Raw genomic sequence first — 16,296 nt, forward strand, 5'->3', positions numbered from 1 at the left:
CTTCCACGGGCAGCGGTCGCCGACGGTTGCCCGAATGCGCCCCGGCCACCCGTATGCATCTGGTATGCGCCGAACGGGTGGCCTTCAACCGCTACTCCTCGGCCGAAAGAGCGACTTCGGCCGCCGCGTCCGGTCCTTGGTCCAGCAGGACCCTGAAACCGTCCTCCTTCAGGACCGGGACCTTCAGCTGCATCGCCTTGTCGTATTTCGATCCAGGGTTGTCACCCACAACGACGAATGACGTCTTCTTCGAAACCGAGCCGGTCACCTTCGCTCCGCGGCTCTGCAACGCCTCCTTGGCACCGTCCCGTGTGAAGTGTTCGAGCGTGCCCGTGACGACGACCGTGAGCCCTTCGAGCGGGCGCGGACCTTCGTCCTCGCCGGTGCTCTCCTCCTCCATGCGGACGCCGGCGGCCTTCCACTTTCGGATGATCTCGCGGTGCCAGTCCTCGGCGAACCACTGCTTGAGGGAGGCTGCGATGGTCGGGCCGACGCCCTCGGTGACCGCCAGCTCCTCCTCCGTGGCTTGGTCGATGCGCTCGATCGAGCGGAACTCGCGGGCCAGTGCCTCGGCGGCGACCGGTCCGACATGGCGGATCGACAGGCTGGTGATGACGCGGGCGAGCGGGCGCTGCTTGGCCGCCGCGATGTTCTCCAGCATGGCGAGCGCGTTCTTGCGGGGCTGCCCCTCCTGGTTGGCGAAGATCGTGGCGACCTTCTCCTCGCCGCTCTTCGGGTCGCGCTTGGGCAGGCCGCTGTCCGGGTCGAGGACGTACGCCTTGATGGGCAGCAGCTGTTCGACGGTGAGGTCGAACAGGTCGCCCTCGTCCACCAGCGGTGGGTCTTCGGGCTCCAGCGGCTTGGTGAGCGCGGCGGCGGCGACGTAGCCGAAGTGCTCGATGTCCAGGGCCTTGCGGCCCGCGAGGTAGAACAGGCGCTCACGCAACTGGGCCGGGCAGGTGCGGGCGTTCGGGCAGCGCAGGTCGACGTCGCCCTCCTTCATCGGCCTGAGCGCCGTACCGCACTCGGGGCACTCGGCCGGCATCACGAACTCGCGCTCGCTGCCGTCGCGCAGGTCGGCGACGGGGCCGAGGATCTCCGGGATGACGTCACCGGCCTTGCGCAGCACCACCGTGTCACCGATGAGGACGCCCTTGGCCTTGACCACGTCCTGGTTGTGCAGCGTGGCGAACTCGACCTCGGAGCCCGCGACCGTGACCGGCTCGACCTGGGCGTAGGGCGTGACCCGGCCCGTGCGGCCCACGCCCACGCGGATGTCGACGAGCTTGGTGTTGACCTCCTCCGGCGCGTACTTGTAGGCGATCGCCCAGCGCGGGGCGCGCGAGGTGGAGCCGAGGCGGCCCTGGAGGGGGATCTCGTCGAGCTTGACGACCACGCCGTCGATCTCGTGCTCCACGGAGTGGCGGTTCTCGCCGAAGTACGCGATGAACTCCCGTACGCCGTCGAGGCCGTCGACGACCTTGTTGTGCCGGGAGGTGGGCAGACCCCAGGTCTTGAGCAGGTCGTAGGCCTGGGAGAGGCGGGTCAGGCCGGTGAAGCCCTCCAGGGCGCCGATGCCGTGGACCACCATGTGCAGCGGGCGGGTGGCCGTGACGCGCGGGTCCTTCTGGCGCAGGGAACCGGCCGCCGCGTTGCGCGGGTTGGCGAAGGGCTTGTCACCGGCCTCGACCAGACGGGCGTTGAGCTCCTGGAACTTCTCCATCGGGAAGTAGACCTCGCCGCGGATCTCCACGAGGTCGGGGACGGAGTCGCCCTTGAGGCGCTCGGGGATCTCCGCGATCGTCCGGACGTTCGGGGTGATGTCCTCGCCCGTGCGGCCGTCGCCGCGGGTCGCCGCGCGGGTGAGACGGCCGTGCTCGTAGGTGAGGTTCACGGCGAGGCCGTCGACCTTGAGCTCGCACAGGAAGTGGTAGTCCTGCTCGCCCAGTTCTCTGGCGATGCGCTCCGACCAGGCGGCGAGCTCCTCGTCGTTGAAGGTGTTGTCGAGGGAGAGCATGCGCTGGCGGTGCTCGACCGCCGTGAACTCCGTCTCGTACGAACCGGCGACCTTCTGGGTCGGCGAGTCCGGGGTGCGCAGCTCCGGGAACTCCTCCTCCAGCGCCTCCAGGGAACGCAGCAGCTGGTCGAACTCCGCGTCGCTGACGACGGGAGCGTCCTTCACGTAGTAGCGGAAGCGGTGCTCCTCGATCTGCTCCGCGAGGCGCGCGTGCTTCTCCCGTGCCTCGGCGGGCACCGTCGTCGTCTCCGCTTGCTTGTCGCCGGCCACCGTGTCGTCCTCCCGTTACTCTGGGTCGTCCGCGAGGGATCTCGCCGCCCGGGCGCAGTGGGCGAGGGCCGTACGCGCGTACCCCGGGGAGACTCCCGCGAGTCCGCACGCCGGTGTGACCGTGACCGTCTCCGCGAGAAGCGCCGGTGACAGCCCCAGCCTGCGCCACAGCGTCCTGACACCCATGACGCTACCGGCAGGGTCTGACAATGGGCCCTCCGCGGCCGGGACGACACCGGCGAAGAGCCGGGTACCGCCCTCCACCGCCTCCCCGATCACATCGTCGTCACGCTCGGTGAGCAGGGAGAAGTCGAAGGAGACGGCCGCCGCGCCCGCCCGGCGCAGCAACGCGAACGGGACGTCCGGGGCGCAGGAGTGGACGACGACCGGCCCCTCGGTGTGCACCCCGACGAGGTCGCGCAGCGTCTGCTCGACGACCTGCCGGTCGGCGGCCCGGTGGGTGCGGTAGCCGCTGGCGGTCTTCACCTGGCCGCGCAGGACGGCGGTGAGGGACGGCTCGTCGAGCTGGAGGACGAGCTGTGCGCCGGGGACCCGCCGCCGCACCTCGGCGAGGTGCTGACGGAGTCCTTCGGCGAGGGAGGCGGCGAGGTCGCGGCAGGCGCCGGGGTCGGAGAGGGCGGCCTCGCCGTTGCGCATCTCCAGGTGGGCGGCGAGGGTCCAGGGGCCCACGGCCTGCACCTTCAGCGGTCCCGCGTACCCCTGCGTGAATTCCTCCAGCGCGTCGAGGTCCTCGCCGAGCCAGGAACGGGCCCGTTTGGTGTCCCGCCCCGGGCGGTCGCCGAGCCGCCAGCCGCTGGGCTCCACGCGCGCGTACAGCTCGACGAGCAGGCCGGCGGTCCGCCCGATCATGTCCGCGCCGGGTCCGCGGGCGGGCAGTTCGGGCAGGAAGGGAAAGTCCTCGAAGGTTCCGGTGGCCGTTTTGACGGCCTCCCGGGCGTCGCCCCCGGGCAGGGAGCCGACACCCGTGGCGCCACCGAACCTGAACTGGCTGTTTTCGCTCACCGCAGCAGCCTACGCAGCGGCCCGGCCGGTCACTTCCCCGGTCGCACCGTCAGGTCGTTGACCTCGGCGTCCCTCGGCAGGTCCAGGGCCATCAGGATCGTCGTGGCGACCGACTCGGGGTCGATCCACTTCGACGCGTCGTACTCCTTGCCCTCCTGCTGGTGGACCTTGGCCTGCATGGGGCTGGCCGTGCGGCCGGGGTAGACGGAGGTGACGCGGACGCCGGCCGTGTGCTCCTCGTGGCGCAGGGAGTCGGCGAGGGCCTTCAGACCGTGCTTGGAGGCGGCGTACGCGGACCAGCCGGCGTGGGCGTTCAGGCCGGCTCCGGAGTTGACGAAGACCACGTGGCCCCGGGCGGCGCGCAGCTGGGGCAGGAAGTGGCGGGTCAGCTCGGCCGGGGCGACGAGGTTGACGTTGAGCTGGTGGCGCCAGGTCTTCGGGGTGAGCTCCCCGACCGGGCCGAGGTCGACGACCCCGGCGATGTGCAGCAGCGAGTCCACGCGGTCCGGCAGCGACTGGTGGGAGAAGGCCCAGGAGAGCTTGTCGGGGTCGGCCAGGTCGCCGACCAGGGTCCTCGCCCCGGGGAACGCGGCCGCCAGCTCCTTCGCGCGGCCCGCGTCGCGCGCGTGCAGCACGAGGTCGTCCCCGCGCGCGTGCAGACGGCGGGCCACGGCCGCGCCGATGCCGGAACCGGCTCCGGTGATCACATGAGTAGCCATGTCCGCCATGCTCGCATCACGCGAGGGTCACACGGGGCGCCGGCCCGGCGTCACGCCACGCCCCGGCTCTCCTCCAGGTACGCCAGCGCCCCCACCGGCTCCTCCGCGAAGAACACCAGGTCGGTGAGCGGGCGGGGCAGGAAGCCTTCGTCCTCCATGCGGCGGAACTGCTCCTTCAGGCCGTCGTAGAAGCCCGCGGTGTTGAGCAGGACCACGGGCTTGTCCGTGTGGCCGTGCTTCTTCAGCTCCAGGATCTCCGTCGCCTCGTCCAGGGTGCCGGTGCCGCCGACCATGATCACCACGGCGTCGGCCTTCTCCAGGAGCAGCTTCTTGCGCTCGGCGAGGTCACGGGCGACGACCATCTCGTCGACGCCGGTGCGGGCCTTGGCCGAGAGGAACTGCACGGATACCCCGACGAGCCGGCCGCCCGCTTCCTGCACGCCGTCGGCGACCACCTTCATCAGGCCGACGTCGGAGCCGCCCCACACGAGGGTGTGGCCACCCTTGCCCAGCAGCTTGGCGAACTCCCGTGCGGGACGGGTGTAGCGCTCGTCGAGGTCGGCGGCGGAGAGGAAGACACAGATGTTCATGAGCCCACCGTACGGGCCCGGTCCGCCGTCGCGGTGATCCGCATCTTGGACTGCCGGTGCGGGAGTTGTTCCCAGTCGTCCATGAACCGGGCGTCCAGAGCGTACTTGGCGGCGAGTGCGGTCAGCGTCGCCGTCCGGTAGTAGAAGTCCTCGTGCAGCACCTGGTGCTCCTCGCCCTCGGTGCGGTCGAAGGTGAAGTCGAAGAACCCGCCGGGCGCGAGGATCCGGCCGACGTGGGCGAAGCACTCCTCGATGACGTGCAGCGGTGAGTGCGAGAAGACGCTGTGCGCGTGCACGACGTCGAAGTGCGCGTCGGGCAGGAAGGCGAAGGTGAGGTCGTCGGCGAGCGCCAGGTAGGGCAGTTTGGACTGGAGGCCCTCGGCCACGAGGGTGTCCTGGGCGGCGAGCAGGATGTGGGGCGAGATGTCGATGCCGTAATAGTGCCCGGCGTCGAGGTGGTCGATGAACAGGCGGCCGGCGCGCAGGTTGCCGCAGCCGATCTCCAGCATGCGGTGGTGCGGCTGGAGGCCGTGCCCCATGAGGTAGTCGAACTGCATACGCCCGATCCGCGTCCACGCCTCGCGCGAGGGATTGTGCCCCACCGCCGCCTCCGCGCTGCGCGCCGCGTCGGAGGCCATCACCGCGCGGTAGTACGCGATGTGGTCGCGGTAGCGCAGCCGCAGCCAGGCGTCCCGCACGGCGCGCCGGGCGTGCGCGGGCACGCGCTCCGGGTGGCGCAGGGCGTACCGGACCTGGTGGACCAGGGCGCTGCGGTTTCGGGCCCGTTCCGTGGCTCGCATGGGTGGCCTCCTGCGGCGAGGGAAGAACTCCGCTACAGCGTGCGCTGTATCCGGGGAGTCGGCTACCCAAGGAGGGCGATCGTGACCACCGGGCATCGCATCACCGTCGAGCGGAGCGACCGGCCCGTGCGCGTGGCGCACGCCGGTCAGGTCCTGGCCGAGAGCGACCGGCCGCTGGTCCTGCGCGAGACGGGCTGTCCCGACCGCTATTACATCCCGGCCGAGGACGTACGCCTCGATCTGCTGACCCCCTCCGGCACGCGCACGTACTGCCCGTTCAAGGGCACCGCCTCCTACTGGTCGCTGCCGGACGCCGCGGACCTCGTCTGGGCGTATCCGGATCCGAAGCCGGACGTCGCCGAGATCAAGAACCACCTGTGCTTCTACGAAGTGGAAGTGTTGTGATCGGCTGACGCACGGCCCGCCTCACCCATGAACACCGCGCCGTGCGGCAGTCTGCACTGACATGGACAAGAGGATCCTTTCGCGTGACGGCACACGCATCGCGTACGAGAGCACCGGCCGGGGCCCCTCGGTCGTCCTGGTGAGCGGCGCGATGTCGACGGGCGGCACCCTGGCGCCGCTCGCCGTGTCGCTGTCCGAGCGTTTCCAGGCCGTCGTGTACGACCGCAGGGGCCGCGGTGCCAGCGGGGACACGGCGCCGTACGCCGTGGAGCGTGAGGTCGAGGACCTGGCGGCGGTGATCGAGGCGGTGGGCGGCGAGGCGTTCCTGTACGGCATCTCGTCGGGCGGGGCGCTGGCGCTGGAGGCGGCGGCGAGCGGTCTGCCGGTGCGGCGGGTCGCGGTGTACGAGACGCCGTTCGCGATGTCGCAGGAGGGTGCCGAGGAGCGCGCGGAGTACACCCGGCGGCTGACGGAGGCGCTCGGTGAGGGGCGGCGCGGGGACGCGGTGGAACTGTTCCTGCGGCTGACCGGCCTCGCCGAGGGGGTGATCCAAGGCGCCCGTCAGTCCCCCATGTGGGCCGCCATGGAGGCGATCGCCCCGAGCCTCGCCTACGACGACGCCGTGATGCGCGACGGGCGGGTCCCCCGGGACCGGCTGGCGTCGGTCGGCGTCCCCGTCCTGGCGGTGGCGGGCGACGCGAGCCCCGGCTGGCTGCGCGAGGCGGCCCGGGCGATCGCGGACTGCGTCCCCGACGGGTCGTACCGGACGCTCCAGGGCCAGACGCACATGGTGGAGCCGAATGTGATGGCGCCGGTGCTGATGGAGTTCTTCTCGCGGGGCTGAGCACGCGGGGATGCGAGGCACGGGGGCACGCGCGCGTGGAGCCGGCCTGCCCCCGTCGCCCGCAGGGTCAGGCCACGCCCGCCGACGCCCGCAGGGTCAGGCCACGCCCGCCGTCGCCCGCCTGGTCGACGCGATCGTCGCCGAGCCCACCACGCGCGTGCCGTCGTACAGGACGATCGCCTGGCCGGGGGCCACGCCGCGGACCGGCTCCGCGAAGGACACCTCCAGGTGCCCGTCGACCAGCTCGGCGGTGACCTCCGTCTCACCGCCGTGGGCGCGGAGCTGGGCCGTGTAGGTGCCCGGGCCGGTGGGGGCGACGCCGCACCAGCGCGGCTTGATCGCGGTCAGGGCGCTGACGTCCAGCGCGTCGGCCGGGCCGACCGTGACCGTGTTGGTGACCGGGGAGATGTCGAGGACATAGCGCGGCTTGCCGTCGGGCGCCGGGGTGCCGATCCGCAGGCCCTTGCGCTGGCCGATGGTGAAGCCGTACGCGCCCTCGTGCGTGCCGAGCCGGTTGCCGGACTCGTCGACGATGTCGCCCTCGGAGCGGCCGAGCCGGTTCGCGAGGAAGCCCTGGGTGTCGCCGTCGGCGATGAAGCAGATGTCGTGCGAGTCGGGCTTCTTGGCCACCGCCAGACCCCTGCGCTCGGCCTCCGCGCGGATCTCGTCCTTGGTGGTGACCGTGTCGCCGAGCGGGAACATCGCGTGGGCGAGCTGCTTGTCGTCCAGGACGCCGAGCACGTACGACTGGTCCTTGGCCATGTCGGAGGCGCGGTGCAGTTCGCGGGTGCCGTCCTCGTGCTCGATCACCTTGGCGTAGTGGCCCGTGCAGACCGCGTCGAAGCCCAGTGCCAGCGCCTTGTCGAGCAGCGCCGCGAACTTGATCTTCTCGTTGCAGCGCAGACAGGGGTTGGGGGTGCGGCCGGCCTCGTACTCGGCGACGAAGTCCTCGACGACGTCCTCGCGGAAACGGTCGGCGAGGTCCCAGACGTAAAAAGGGATGCCGATGACGTCCGCGGCGCGGCGGGCGTCGCGCGAGTCCTCGATGGTGCAGCAGCCCCGCGCGCCCGTCCGGAAGGATTGGGGGTTGGCGGAGAGCGCGAGGTGGACGCCGGTCACGTCGTGGCCCGCCTCGGCCGCGCGGGCGGCGGCGACGGCGGAGTCGACTCCGCCGGACATGGCGGCCAGGACGCGGAGGGGACGGGAGCGCTGCGGGGTGTGAGTCATAACCCTTCCAGGGTAAGGGGGCGCGGGAACCAAGGCCGCCGGGTATCCGTTGGCGATCACATGGGGGCGAGAAGAGCATCCGAGGACACGGACCGGCGCATCGGGCGGCGGGCCCTGATCGTCGGCGGGTTGGCGGCCGCCGGGGGTTCCGCGATGCTGGCCCGTGACGAATTGGGCCGGCTGTGGTGGCGCGTGCCCGGCGTCGACAAGCCGCGCAAGGAGGGCGAGGTCGACTACGCGGGCGCGCGCTGGGTGGCCGCGTCGGACGCGAACTGGCGCCGCGCGGACCGGCCGGACGACTACGGCATAGACATGGTGGTCGTCCATGTCACCCAGGGCAGCTTCGACAGCGCGGTGAAGGCCTTCCAGGACCCGGGGCACAAGGCGGCCTCGCACTACATCGTCCGCAAGGACGGGCACATCGCCCAGATGATCCGCGAGCTGGACGTGGCGTACCACGCGGGCAACCGCTCCTACAACGAGCGCAGTGTCGGCATCGAGCACGCGGGTTTCGTGGACCGCCCGCAGGACTTCACGGACGAGATGTACGAGGCCTCGGCCCGGCTCGCGGCCCGGATCTGCGCGCGGTACGACATACCCGTCGACCGCGAGCACATCATCGGCCACGTGGAGGTCCCGGGCACGGACCACACGGACCCGGGCCCGCACTGGGACTGGGACAGGTACATGCGGCTGGTGCGCGAGGCGCGTACGGCACGGGCCTGACCGGTCGGGCAAGGCGGAGGCGGCTACGTCAGCCCCGCCGCCCTGGCCCGTTCCACCGCCGGGCCGATGGCCTTCGCCAGGGCCTCGATGTCGGCCTCCGTGGAGGTGTGGCCGAGGGAGAAGCGGAGGGTGCCGCGGGCCAGGTCCGGGTCGGTGCCGGTGGCGAGGAGGACGTGGCTGGGCTGGGCCACGCCGGCGGTGCAAGCGGAGCCGGTGGAGCACTCGATGCCCTGGGCGTCGAGCAGGAGCAGCAGGGAGTCGCCCTCGCAGCCGGGGAACGTGAAGTGCGCGTTGGCCGGCAGGCGCCCCTCCGGGTCGGGGTCGCCGCCGAGGATCGCGTCCGGCACGGCCTCGCGGACGGCGGCGACGAGGGCGTCGCGCAGGGCGCCGATCTCGTGGGCGAACCACTCGCGCTGCTCGGCGGCCAGCCGCCCGGCGACCGCGAAGGAGGCGATGGCGGGTACGTCGAGGGTGCCGGAGCGGACGTGGCGTTCCTGGCCGCCGCCGTGCAGGACGGGTACGGGGGTGTACTCGCGGCCGAGGATGAGCGCGCCGATGCCGTAGGGGCCGCCGATCTTGTGGCCGGACACCGTCATCGCGGCGAGGCCTGAGGCGGCGAAGTCGACGGGGATCTGGCCGAAGGCCTGGACGGCGTCGGAGTGCAGCGGGACACCGTACTCGGCGGCCACGTCGGCGAGTTCGCGGATCGGCAGGATCGTCCCGATCTCGTTGTTCGCCCACATGACGGAGGCGAGGGCCACGTCGCCGGGGTTGCGGGCGATCGCCTCGCGCAGGGCGTCCGGGTGGACGCGGCCGTGGGTGTCGACCGGCAGGTACTCGATGGTGGCGCCCTCGTGTTCGCCGAGCCAGTGCACGGCGTCGAGGACCGCGTGGTGCTCGACGGGGCTGGCGAGGACGCGGGTGCGGGCCGGATCGGCGTCACGCCGTGACCAGTAGAGGCCCTTGACGGCGAGGTTGTCGGCCTCCGTGCCGCCCGAGGTGAAGACGACCTCGCTGGGGCGGGCGCCGAGGGCTTCGGCGAGGGTCTCGCGGGCCTCCTCGACGGTACGGCGGGCCTGCCGGCCGGATGCGTGGAGGGAGGACGCGTTGCCGGTGGCACCCAGGTGGGCGGTGAGCGCCTCTGCCGCCTCCGGGAGCATCGGGGTGGTCGCGGCGTGGTCGAGGTAAGCCATGGTGAGCCCGATTCTACGGCTCCCCCGCGGCCGTCCTCAGATCAAGGTTGGCCGAACCTGAAGGGAAGCGAACCGCTTTCCCGCGCGGCTGCGGCCCGTCGTCCCCGGGCCGGCCGCCGCTCGTCGGCGAAGGACTGTCCGACGGCGGCTCAGAAGCTCCACGAGATCGTGCTGTCGGCCTGCACGAACGCGGCCAGGACCAGCAGGTCGGCGATGCCGAGGCCCAGACCCAGGAACGCGCGGCCACGGCGCTGGGTGCCGCGCCACAGGGCGACGCTCGCCAGCACGATGGCGATCGGGCCGAGGAAGACGTTCAGGACGAGGAGGCCGAGCAGGCCCAGGATGAAGGACGCGACGGCCATGCCGTCGGTGTCGCGCATACCGGTGCGGCGCGTGGCCGGAGCGGTGAGCTGCATGGTGATCGACTCCCGGTTTCGGGTCGGTGGGTGGTCGGTGAGCGTGTGCGGCGTCAGTGGGCCTGGGTGTGGCGGCGGCGGCCGTGGCGCTCGCGGACCGCGAAGATGCCGAGCCAGACGGCGATGACGACGCCCGTGGCGACGGAGAAGGTGAGCGGCGCGTGGGCCACGGTGCCCAGGACGAAGCCCAGCAGCAGGAGTGCGGCGACGATGAACAACACGGGAAACAACCCCCAGGGTTTCGGTGAACGGTTGTGGTTACAATTGTTCACTGACTTCCCAGTCTAGCCTGTCCCATGACTTTCCAATTACAGAGAACAGTTGTTAACTGCATGGTATGAGTCACACCCTCGGCATCCGGCAGGCCCAGAAGCAGAAGACCCGGCAGGCGCTTCTGGACGCGGCCCTCGGGCTGCTGGAGGAGCAGAGTCTGAGCAGCCTGGGCCTGCGCGAGGTCACCCGCGCCGTCGGTGTCGCCCCGACCGCCTTCTACCGCCACTTCCGCTCCACGGCGGATCTGGGCGTGGCCCTGGTCGAGGAGGCGCTGGGCAGCCTGCACCCGATGATCCGGACGACGGTGTCCACGACGGGCGACGGTGAGGAACGCATCGCGCGCACCATCGAACTGATCGCCCGTCACGTCGACGGGTACCCCGCACATGTCCGGTTCATCGCCCGTGAACGACATGGCGGAGTCCAGCCGGTCCGGGCGGCCATACGGGACCAACTGGCCCGGTTCGCCCAGGAGGTCAAGGACGAGCTGGCCAAGGACCCGGTGTCCGCGGGCTGGACCGAGGACGACCTGCTGATGCTCGCGCACCTCTACGTCGACCAGATGCTGATCACCGCCTCGCTCTTCCTGGAGGCGCTGGAGGGGCCGGAGCAGGAACGCGAGGAGCGGACCCGGCACGTCACACAGATGGCGACGCGGCAGATGCGGCTGATCGGCCTGGGCCGCCACCACTGGCTGGACTGACGGCACGACGGGACGCGGCGGGACGCGCCCGGTCCATCCGGGGACGCCCGCCCGCGTATGCCCGCCCACGTATGCCCGCCCGCGTGCGCCTGACCGTCTATCCGTCCTGCTGCCCCTGCCCGCCCGCGGCCCGGCCACCGCCGCCCGGGGCGCCGCAGCCACCGCCCTGGCCGTCCCCGGGACCGCCCTGTCCGCCGCCCGGCGCCCCGCTGGGCATCCCCGAAGGCGCCCCGGACGGCTCCCCCGCCGGCTTGGCCCCGCCGGAAGCAGCCCCCGACGGAGCCCCGGACGGAGCACCTGAGGGCCCACCCGAGGGGGCCCCGCTCGGCGCCCCCGACGGCGCCTGGCAGGCCTGCCGCTGCCCGGAACCGCCGCCGCTGCCCGAAGACGTCGAGGAGTCGCCGGAGCCGCAGGCCACCAGGGCCAGGGGCGAGAGCGCCAGCAGGGCCACGGCGGGGACGAGACGCGCACGCATCATGAGAAACAACTCCAGGGAAGTTGAGGAAGTCCTGAGGCGGGCACTCAACCATCGCTTCTTGGGGCTCCCTTGGGACCGCCCTGTGACCGCCCTGTCAGCAGGGCAAAGCGCACCTCAGGGCGCCCCGCCGACCAGGCGTGTCACTCCGGGGCGTCGCCCGAGCGCCGGTACAGGTCCGCGACGGAGGCGGCCGCTCGGGCCAGTTCCTCGCGCGCCTGAGGGGGTGAGAGGACTTCCACCTGGTCGGCGAAGACGAGCAGGTGGCGGGTCTCGCGGAGGATCCCATACGTCAGCCGCACGGTCACCCACTCGCTCTCGCCGTCGTCGTCGAGGATTTCCGAGGGGAGGAAGGCCGTCAGCCGCAGGAACATGTCGAGCCGGTCGCGCCGCACCCGGACGGTGACGTCCAGCCCGCTGGGTCGCTCCTCGACCTGGCGGCGCAGCCCCTCCCAGGCGTCGGCGAGCTCGACGCCCGGGCGCCGCCGTACGGGCTCGTCGAGGAGCCGGGCGGAGCGCACCCGGTCCGCCCGGAAGAGCCGGGGTTCGGACCGCCGGTCGGCGACCAGGTACCAGACGCCGGCCTTGGCGACGAGGCCGTACGGGTCGACGGTGTACGTCCGCGCCTGGCGCTCTCCGCTGTGCCGGTAGCGCAGCCGCAGCCTGCGGTCGGCGAAGACCGCGTCGCGCAGCACCTCCAGGTCGACGGCCCGCTGCGGCCCGCCGCGCCAGCGGGTGGCGTCGACGAGGATGCGGCGGGATGCCGTCTCGGCGGCCGGGCGGTGCGGGGCGGGCAGCGCGGCCATCACCTTGCGCAGGGCCGAGCCGAACGCCGCGTCCAGGCCGAGCGCGGCGTGCGCGCCCTGCGCGGCCAGGACGAACAGCGCGCGGGACTCGTCGGCGGTCAGACCCGTGACGTCCGTACGGAACCCGGCGAGCAGTTCGATGCCGCCGTGCCGGCCGCGTTCGGCGTAGACCGGGACGCCTGCGGCGGACAGGGATTCGACGTCGCGGTAGACGGTACGGACCGACACCTCCAGGCGTTCGGCGAGTTCGCGTGCGGGGACCCGGCCGCGGGTCTGGAGGAGCAGCAGGATCGACAGCAGGCGGTCGGACTTCACGGCATCAGCATCGTGGCGGGCGAGGGCGCGGGCAAATGTTGACGGCGGCTGTCAGGTTTTCCGGCCATGCTCCCCCTGTCCACGCACACAGGAGGAGTTTCATGACCAACGATCCCCGTCCGCTGTTCGCCCGCGCCACGCAGCAGGCCGCCGAGCTCATCGCGTCCGTCCGCGCGGAGCAGCTGGACGGCCCCACGCCATGCACCGAGTTCGACGTGCGCACTCTGCTGAGCCATCTCACCGGTGGGGCCCACCGGGTGGCCGTCGTCGCCGAGGGCGGTGACGCGGTCGCGGTACGGCCGTTCGCCGAGGGCGTGCCGGACGACGGCTGGACGGCCGCGTACGACGAGGCCAGGACCCGGGCCGTGAAGGCCTGGGCGGGCGACGGCCTGCTGGACGCGGTGGTGCGCCTGCCGTTCGGCGAGATGCCCGGCCGGGCCGCCCTGTCGGCCTACGTCCTGGAGACGGTGACCCACACCTGGGACCTGTCGGAGGCCCTGGGGCATCCGCGCGAACTCGACCCGGAACTCGCCGAGTTCGCGCTGACCGTGGCCCGGCGCATGCTGCCGGACGAACAGCGCGACGAGAACACGCCGTTCGCCACGGCCCGGCCGGCCCCCGAGGGGGCCGACGCCTACGGCAGGCTGGCGGCCTGGCTGGGACGCGAGCCGCTCAGCCGAGCCTGACCCGCGCGAGCTGACGGGACTGCGCCACCAGCCGGTCGGCGCTGTCCCACACCTCGGCGTCCTCCTCGAGGAAGCCGCCGGCGAGGTTGCGCGTGGTGATCGACACGCGCAGCGGGCCCGGCGCCGGGCGGCACCGGACGTGCACGGTCAGCTCGACGGTGGGCACCCAGCCCTTCAGCCCGAGTTCGAAGGCGGTGGGCGGCAGGGCGTCCACCGCCAGCAGCAGGGAGAGCGGGTCGTGGTCACGGCCGTCCGCGAGCCCGAACCAGGCCCGCATCTCGCCCTTGCCGGAGGGCTTGCCGAGGGCCCAGCCCAGGGTCGACGGATCCAGCTTGAGCATCAGCCGGTCGGCGATCGCAGAGCTGCCGTCGACGGGCGCCGGCCCGTCCTCGGGCCCGAAGCAGTGCTCCAGCGGCGGGATCGCGGGCGGCGTGGCCGTCGTCCGGACGTCGTCGGGCAGGGCGTCCAGGTCGCCGTAGGAGGCGAGGACGCGGATGCGTTCCACCTCGCGGCCCGCGTCGTCGTACTGGAAGAGGGAGGCCTGGCCGGTCGACAGGGTCCGGCCGGTGCGGACGACGTCCGTGCGGACGACCGCCGGGCCGGGCTGGGACGCGGTCAGGTAGTGCGCCGAGACGGTGAAGGGGTCGGCGTGCGGCAGGGTGTCCGCGAGCGCGCGGCCGAGGACGGCCAGCAGATAGCCGCCGTTGACGGCGCTGATGATCGTCCAGCCCGCGGAGAGGTCGATGTCGTAGACGCCGGGCGCGCGTGGGGTGAGCGCGGTGTCGCGGTCGAACTCGCTGTCACCGATCGTGGCCCGGACGGCCTGGGCGGAGGCTGACTCTGGCATGGCTGAACAGTACAAGAACTAACTACTAAGCGGTAGCTTTGGTTGGTCGGGCTCGGGTGAGGACCGGGCAATTTCTCGGTAAGTGTCCGCACTCGTCCGTAAACCCGGAAGGCCGTCCGTCCCTCTGAAGAGACATGAGCCTCACCGGGACTCCGTTCCTCTACACGCTGATCGCGCTGTCGGTCGTCGCGCTCGCGCTGCCGCTGGCCCTGTGGTCGCGCGTCCGCGGCCCCCGCGCCCTGCGCGCCGCGACGCGCGCGCTGATGCTGCTGTTCGCCCAGGGAACCGCCGTGGCGCTGGTCTTCACGCTGGTCAACAACGCCAACAACCTGTACGACAACTGGGCCGACCTGCTCGGCACCGGCGACCACGTGCAACAGGCGGCCGACCTCGGCGCCGACGGCACCGGAGGCATCGCGCTGAAGCGGCTGCCCACGGTGCGCCAGACCTTCCGGCCGGCCACCGGACCCGGCATGGGCGCGGCCGGCGGGGTGCGCGTCACCCAGCTCAAGGGCCGGGTGTCGGGCGTGAACGCCGAGGTCTACGTCTGGCTCCCGCCGCAGTACGACGAACCGGCCTACCGGCACCACAGGTTCCCGGTCGTGGAGCTGCTGCCCGGCTACCCCGGCTCGGCGAAGGCCTGGTTCGGCTCGCTGCACGCGCACGAGCAGCTGGAGCCGCTGATGCGGGACGGGCAGGTCGCCCCGTTCATCCTGGTCGCGCCGCGCACCAACCTGCTGGCCGGGGTGGACACGGGCTGCGCCAACATCCCGGGCACGGTCAACGCCGACACCTGGCTGAGCGTCGACGTGCCGATGATGGTCATGGACAACTTCCGCGCCGAGTCCGCCCCGCGGGGCTGGGCCGTGGCCGGCTACTCGGCCGGGGCGCACTGCGCGGCCAAGCTCGCGGTCGCCCACCCCGACCGCTACCGGGCCGCCGTCAGCCTGTCCGGCTACAACGACCCGATCGGCGAACGCGACTCGCTCGCCGCGCAGACCCCCGCCCTGCGGGCCGGGAACAACCCCTACCTGCTGCTGCGCAGGGCGCCCGTCCCGCCGCGCGTCTCGCTCTACCTCTCCGGCCAGCCGCACGACGGCTACGAGGCGGCCGTCGCCCTGGAGCAGGCCGCGAAGGCGCCGACGACCGTGCACGTGGTGTACATCCCACGGAGCGCGGGCGGTCACACCATGGCGCTGTGGCGGCCGCAGGTGGTCCCGGCGTTCCGCTGGCTGACGGAGGTGACGGGCCGCGGCCACGTCACGGCAGGACGGGCTGCTCCTCCTCGCTCACCGTCGACCGGCGGTGCCATGCCCGCGGAGCTCGCCAGTGGAACCGCATCGCGAGCAGGCGCAGCACGAAGGCGGTGATCACCGCGAGGCCGCTGGTGAGCGGGTTCAGGGCGTCGTAGCGGATGCACAGGGCGACCAGGGCGGCGCCGACGATCGCCGGGACGGCGTACAGGTCGCGGTCCCAGCGCAGCAGCGAGGGCACCTCGTTGGCGAGGACGTCCCGCAGCACACCGCCGCCCACCGCCGTGGTCAGCCCCAGGCCGGCGGAGGCGGTGAGGCCGAGCCCGTACTCGTACGCCTTGATGGTGCCGGCGACGCAGAACAGGCCGAGGCCGGCCGCGTCGAAGACGTTCACGGCGACCTGGATGCGCTCCACCTGCGGGTGCAGGAAGAAGACCAGGAGGGTGGCGAGCAGCGGGGTGAGGAAGTACCCCAGGTCCGTGAAGGCGGCGGGCGGTACGGCCCCGATGACCAGGTCACGGAAGAGCCCGCCACCCAGCGCGGTGACCTCGGCGAGCACGGCGATGCCGAACACGTCGAAGTTCTTGCGCACGGCCAGCAGGGCGCCGGAGATCGCGAAGACGAAGATGCCGATCAGGTCGAGCGTGTGCTGGACGGACGGGCTGAAGAGTTGCAGGAGCACCCGAACATTTTTACCCACGGGCGAGC

The 16,296-nt window shown here is 72.2% G+C and carries 19 protein-coding genes; 6 read left to right on the forward strand and 13 right to left on the reverse strand.

Translation table 11 applies throughout. From position 1 onward, the window contains the following. Nucleotides 1-91 precede the first annotated feature (91 nt). From ligA to AC07F0_RS22695, 5 genes are read right to left on the reverse strand one after another with little or no spacing between them, the layout of a single operon-like run. On the reverse strand, nt 92-2,287 hold the full coding sequence (ligA, locus tag AC07F0_RS22675) for an NAD-dependent DNA ligase LigA (RefSeq protein WP_478981323.1): 2,196 nt from the start codon (nt 2,285-2,287) through the stop codon (nt 92-94). Nucleotides 2,288-2,302: 15 nt separating this feature from the next. Continuing rightward, a complete protein-coding gene (locus tag AC07F0_RS22680; protein WP_478981325.1) occupies nt 2,303-3,310 on the reverse strand; it encodes a methionine synthase in 1,008 nt (335 codons plus the stop codon). A 29-nt stretch (nt 3,311-3,339) separates the two neighbouring features. Further along, nucleotides 3,340-4,038, reverse strand: coding sequence for an SDR family oxidoreductase (locus tag AC07F0_RS22685; RefSeq protein ID WP_478981327.1), 699 nt, complete (start codon nt 4,036-4,038; stop codon nt 3,340-3,342). Nucleotides 4,039-4,079: 41 nt separating this feature from the next. Continuing rightward, entirely contained in the window at nt 4,080-4,619 is a 540-nt protein-coding gene (locus AC07F0_RS22690; protein ID WP_436730297.1) for an LOG family protein, read from the reverse strand. Further along, on the reverse strand, nt 4,616-5,419 hold the full coding sequence (locus AC07F0_RS22695) for a class I SAM-dependent methyltransferase (RefSeq protein ID WP_478981329.1): 804 nt from the start codon (nt 5,417-5,419) through the stop codon (nt 4,616-4,618). Before AC07F0_RS22695 ends, AC07F0_RS22690 begins: the two co-directional genes overlap by 4 nt. 81 nt (nt 5,420-5,500) lie before the next feature. On the opposite strand from AC07F0_RS22695, the gene AC07F0_RS22700 reads away from it, so the two are divergent. Continuing rightward, a complete protein-coding gene (locus AC07F0_RS22700; RefSeq protein WP_478981331.1) occupies nt 5,501-5,824 on the forward strand; it encodes a DUF427 domain-containing protein in 324 nt (107 codons plus the stop codon). Between the two features lie 61 nt (nt 5,825-5,885). Then, nucleotides 5,886-6,668, forward strand: coding sequence for an alpha/beta fold hydrolase (locus tag AC07F0_RS22705; RefSeq protein ID WP_478981333.1), 783 nt, complete (start codon nt 5,886-5,888; stop codon nt 6,666-6,668). A gap of 96 nt (nt 6,669-6,764) precedes the next feature. On the opposite strand, the gene mnmA is transcribed toward AC07F0_RS22705, so the two are convergent. Next, nucleotides 6,765-7,895, reverse strand: a complete 1,131-nt coding sequence (gene mnmA, locus AC07F0_RS22710; RefSeq protein WP_478981334.1) for a tRNA 2-thiouridine(34) synthase MnmA — start codon at nt 7,893-7,895, stop codon at nt 6,765-6,767. A gap of 60 nt (nt 7,896-7,955) precedes the next feature. Here mnmA and AC07F0_RS22715 point away from each other — a divergent pair, with 60 nt between their 5' ends. Further along, the gene (locus tag AC07F0_RS22715) at nt 7,956-8,621 is read left to right on the forward strand and encodes an N-acetylmuramoyl-L-alanine amidase (protein WP_478981336.1); all 666 of its coding nucleotides are present in this window, start codon (nt 7,956-7,958) and stop codon (nt 8,619-8,621) included. Between the two features lie 23 nt (nt 8,622-8,644). Here AC07F0_RS22715 and AC07F0_RS22720 read toward each other — a convergent pair whose 3' ends face one another. From AC07F0_RS22720 to AC07F0_RS22730, 3 genes are all read right to left on the reverse strand, one after another. Further along, the gene (locus tag AC07F0_RS22720; protein ID WP_478981338.1) at nt 8,645-9,814 is read right to left on the reverse strand and encodes a cysteine desulfurase family protein; all 1,170 of its coding nucleotides are present in this window, start codon (nt 9,812-9,814) and stop codon (nt 8,645-8,647) included. 149 nt (nt 9,815-9,963) lie between these two features. After that, nucleotides 9,964-10,230 (reverse strand): DUF4190 domain-containing protein, encoded by a 267-nt coding sequence (locus tag AC07F0_RS22725; protein WP_478981340.1) that lies wholly within the window; start codon nt 10,228-10,230, stop codon nt 9,964-9,966. A gap of 53 nt (nt 10,231-10,283) precedes the next feature. Next, nucleotides 10,284-10,451 carry a hypothetical protein gene (locus tag AC07F0_RS22730; protein WP_436730289.1) on the reverse strand — a complete coding sequence of 56 codons (168 nt, stop codon included), beginning with the start codon at nt 10,449-10,451 and terminating at the stop codon, nt 10,284-10,286. A 116-nt stretch (nt 10,452-10,567) separates the two neighbouring features. Here AC07F0_RS22730 and AC07F0_RS22735 point away from each other — a divergent pair, with 116 nt between their 5' ends. Beyond that, on the forward strand, nt 10,568-11,206 hold the full coding sequence (locus AC07F0_RS22735) for a TetR family transcriptional regulator (RefSeq protein WP_436730288.1): 639 nt from the start codon (nt 10,568-10,570) through the stop codon (nt 11,204-11,206). 97 nt (nt 11,207-11,303) lie between these two features. Here AC07F0_RS22735 and AC07F0_RS22740 read toward each other — a convergent pair whose 3' ends face one another. After that, nucleotides 11,304-11,684 carry a hypothetical protein gene (locus tag AC07F0_RS22740; RefSeq protein ID WP_478981342.1) on the reverse strand — a complete coding sequence of 127 codons (381 nt, stop codon included), beginning with the start codon at nt 11,682-11,684 and terminating at the stop codon, nt 11,304-11,306. A 140-nt stretch (nt 11,685-11,824) separates the two neighbouring features. Continuing rightward, on the reverse strand, nt 11,825-12,802 hold the full coding sequence (locus AC07F0_RS22745) for a helix-turn-helix transcriptional regulator (RefSeq protein WP_478981344.1): 978 nt from the start codon (nt 12,800-12,802) through the stop codon (nt 11,825-11,827). A gap of 101 nt (nt 12,803-12,903) precedes the next feature. Between AC07F0_RS22745 and AC07F0_RS22750 the strand changes: the two genes are divergently transcribed. Continuing rightward, the gene (locus tag AC07F0_RS22750) at nt 12,904-13,488 is read left to right on the forward strand and encodes a TIGR03086 family metal-binding protein (protein ID WP_478981346.1); all 585 of its coding nucleotides are present in this window, start codon (nt 12,904-12,906) and stop codon (nt 13,486-13,488) included. On the opposite strand, the gene AC07F0_RS22755 is transcribed toward AC07F0_RS22750, so the two are convergent. Continuing rightward, on the reverse strand, nt 13,475-14,335 hold the full coding sequence (locus tag AC07F0_RS22755; protein WP_436726794.1) for a thioesterase family protein: 861 nt from the start codon (nt 14,333-14,335) through the stop codon (nt 13,475-13,477). The two genes, AC07F0_RS22750 and AC07F0_RS22755, sit on opposite strands and share 14 nt — an antisense overlap. 134 nt (nt 14,336-14,469) lie before the next feature. Here AC07F0_RS22755 and AC07F0_RS22760 point away from each other — a divergent pair, with 134 nt between their 5' ends. Then, nucleotides 14,470-15,705 (forward strand): alpha/beta hydrolase, encoded by a 1,236-nt coding sequence (locus AC07F0_RS22760; protein WP_478981348.1) that lies wholly within the window; start codon nt 14,470-14,472, stop codon nt 15,703-15,705. Here the strand turns inward: AC07F0_RS22760 and AC07F0_RS22765 are convergent. Further along, nucleotides 15,596-16,270: a trimeric intracellular cation channel family protein gene (locus AC07F0_RS22765; RefSeq protein ID WP_086562703.1), complete on the reverse strand. Its 675-nt coding sequence runs from the start codon at nt 16,268-16,270 to the stop codon at nt 15,596-15,598. The genes AC07F0_RS22760 and AC07F0_RS22765 overlap by 110 nt on opposite strands. Nucleotides 16,271-16,296: the final 26 nt, after the last annotated feature.

The organism is Streptomyces sp. NPDC045955 (genome assembly GCF_056430805.1).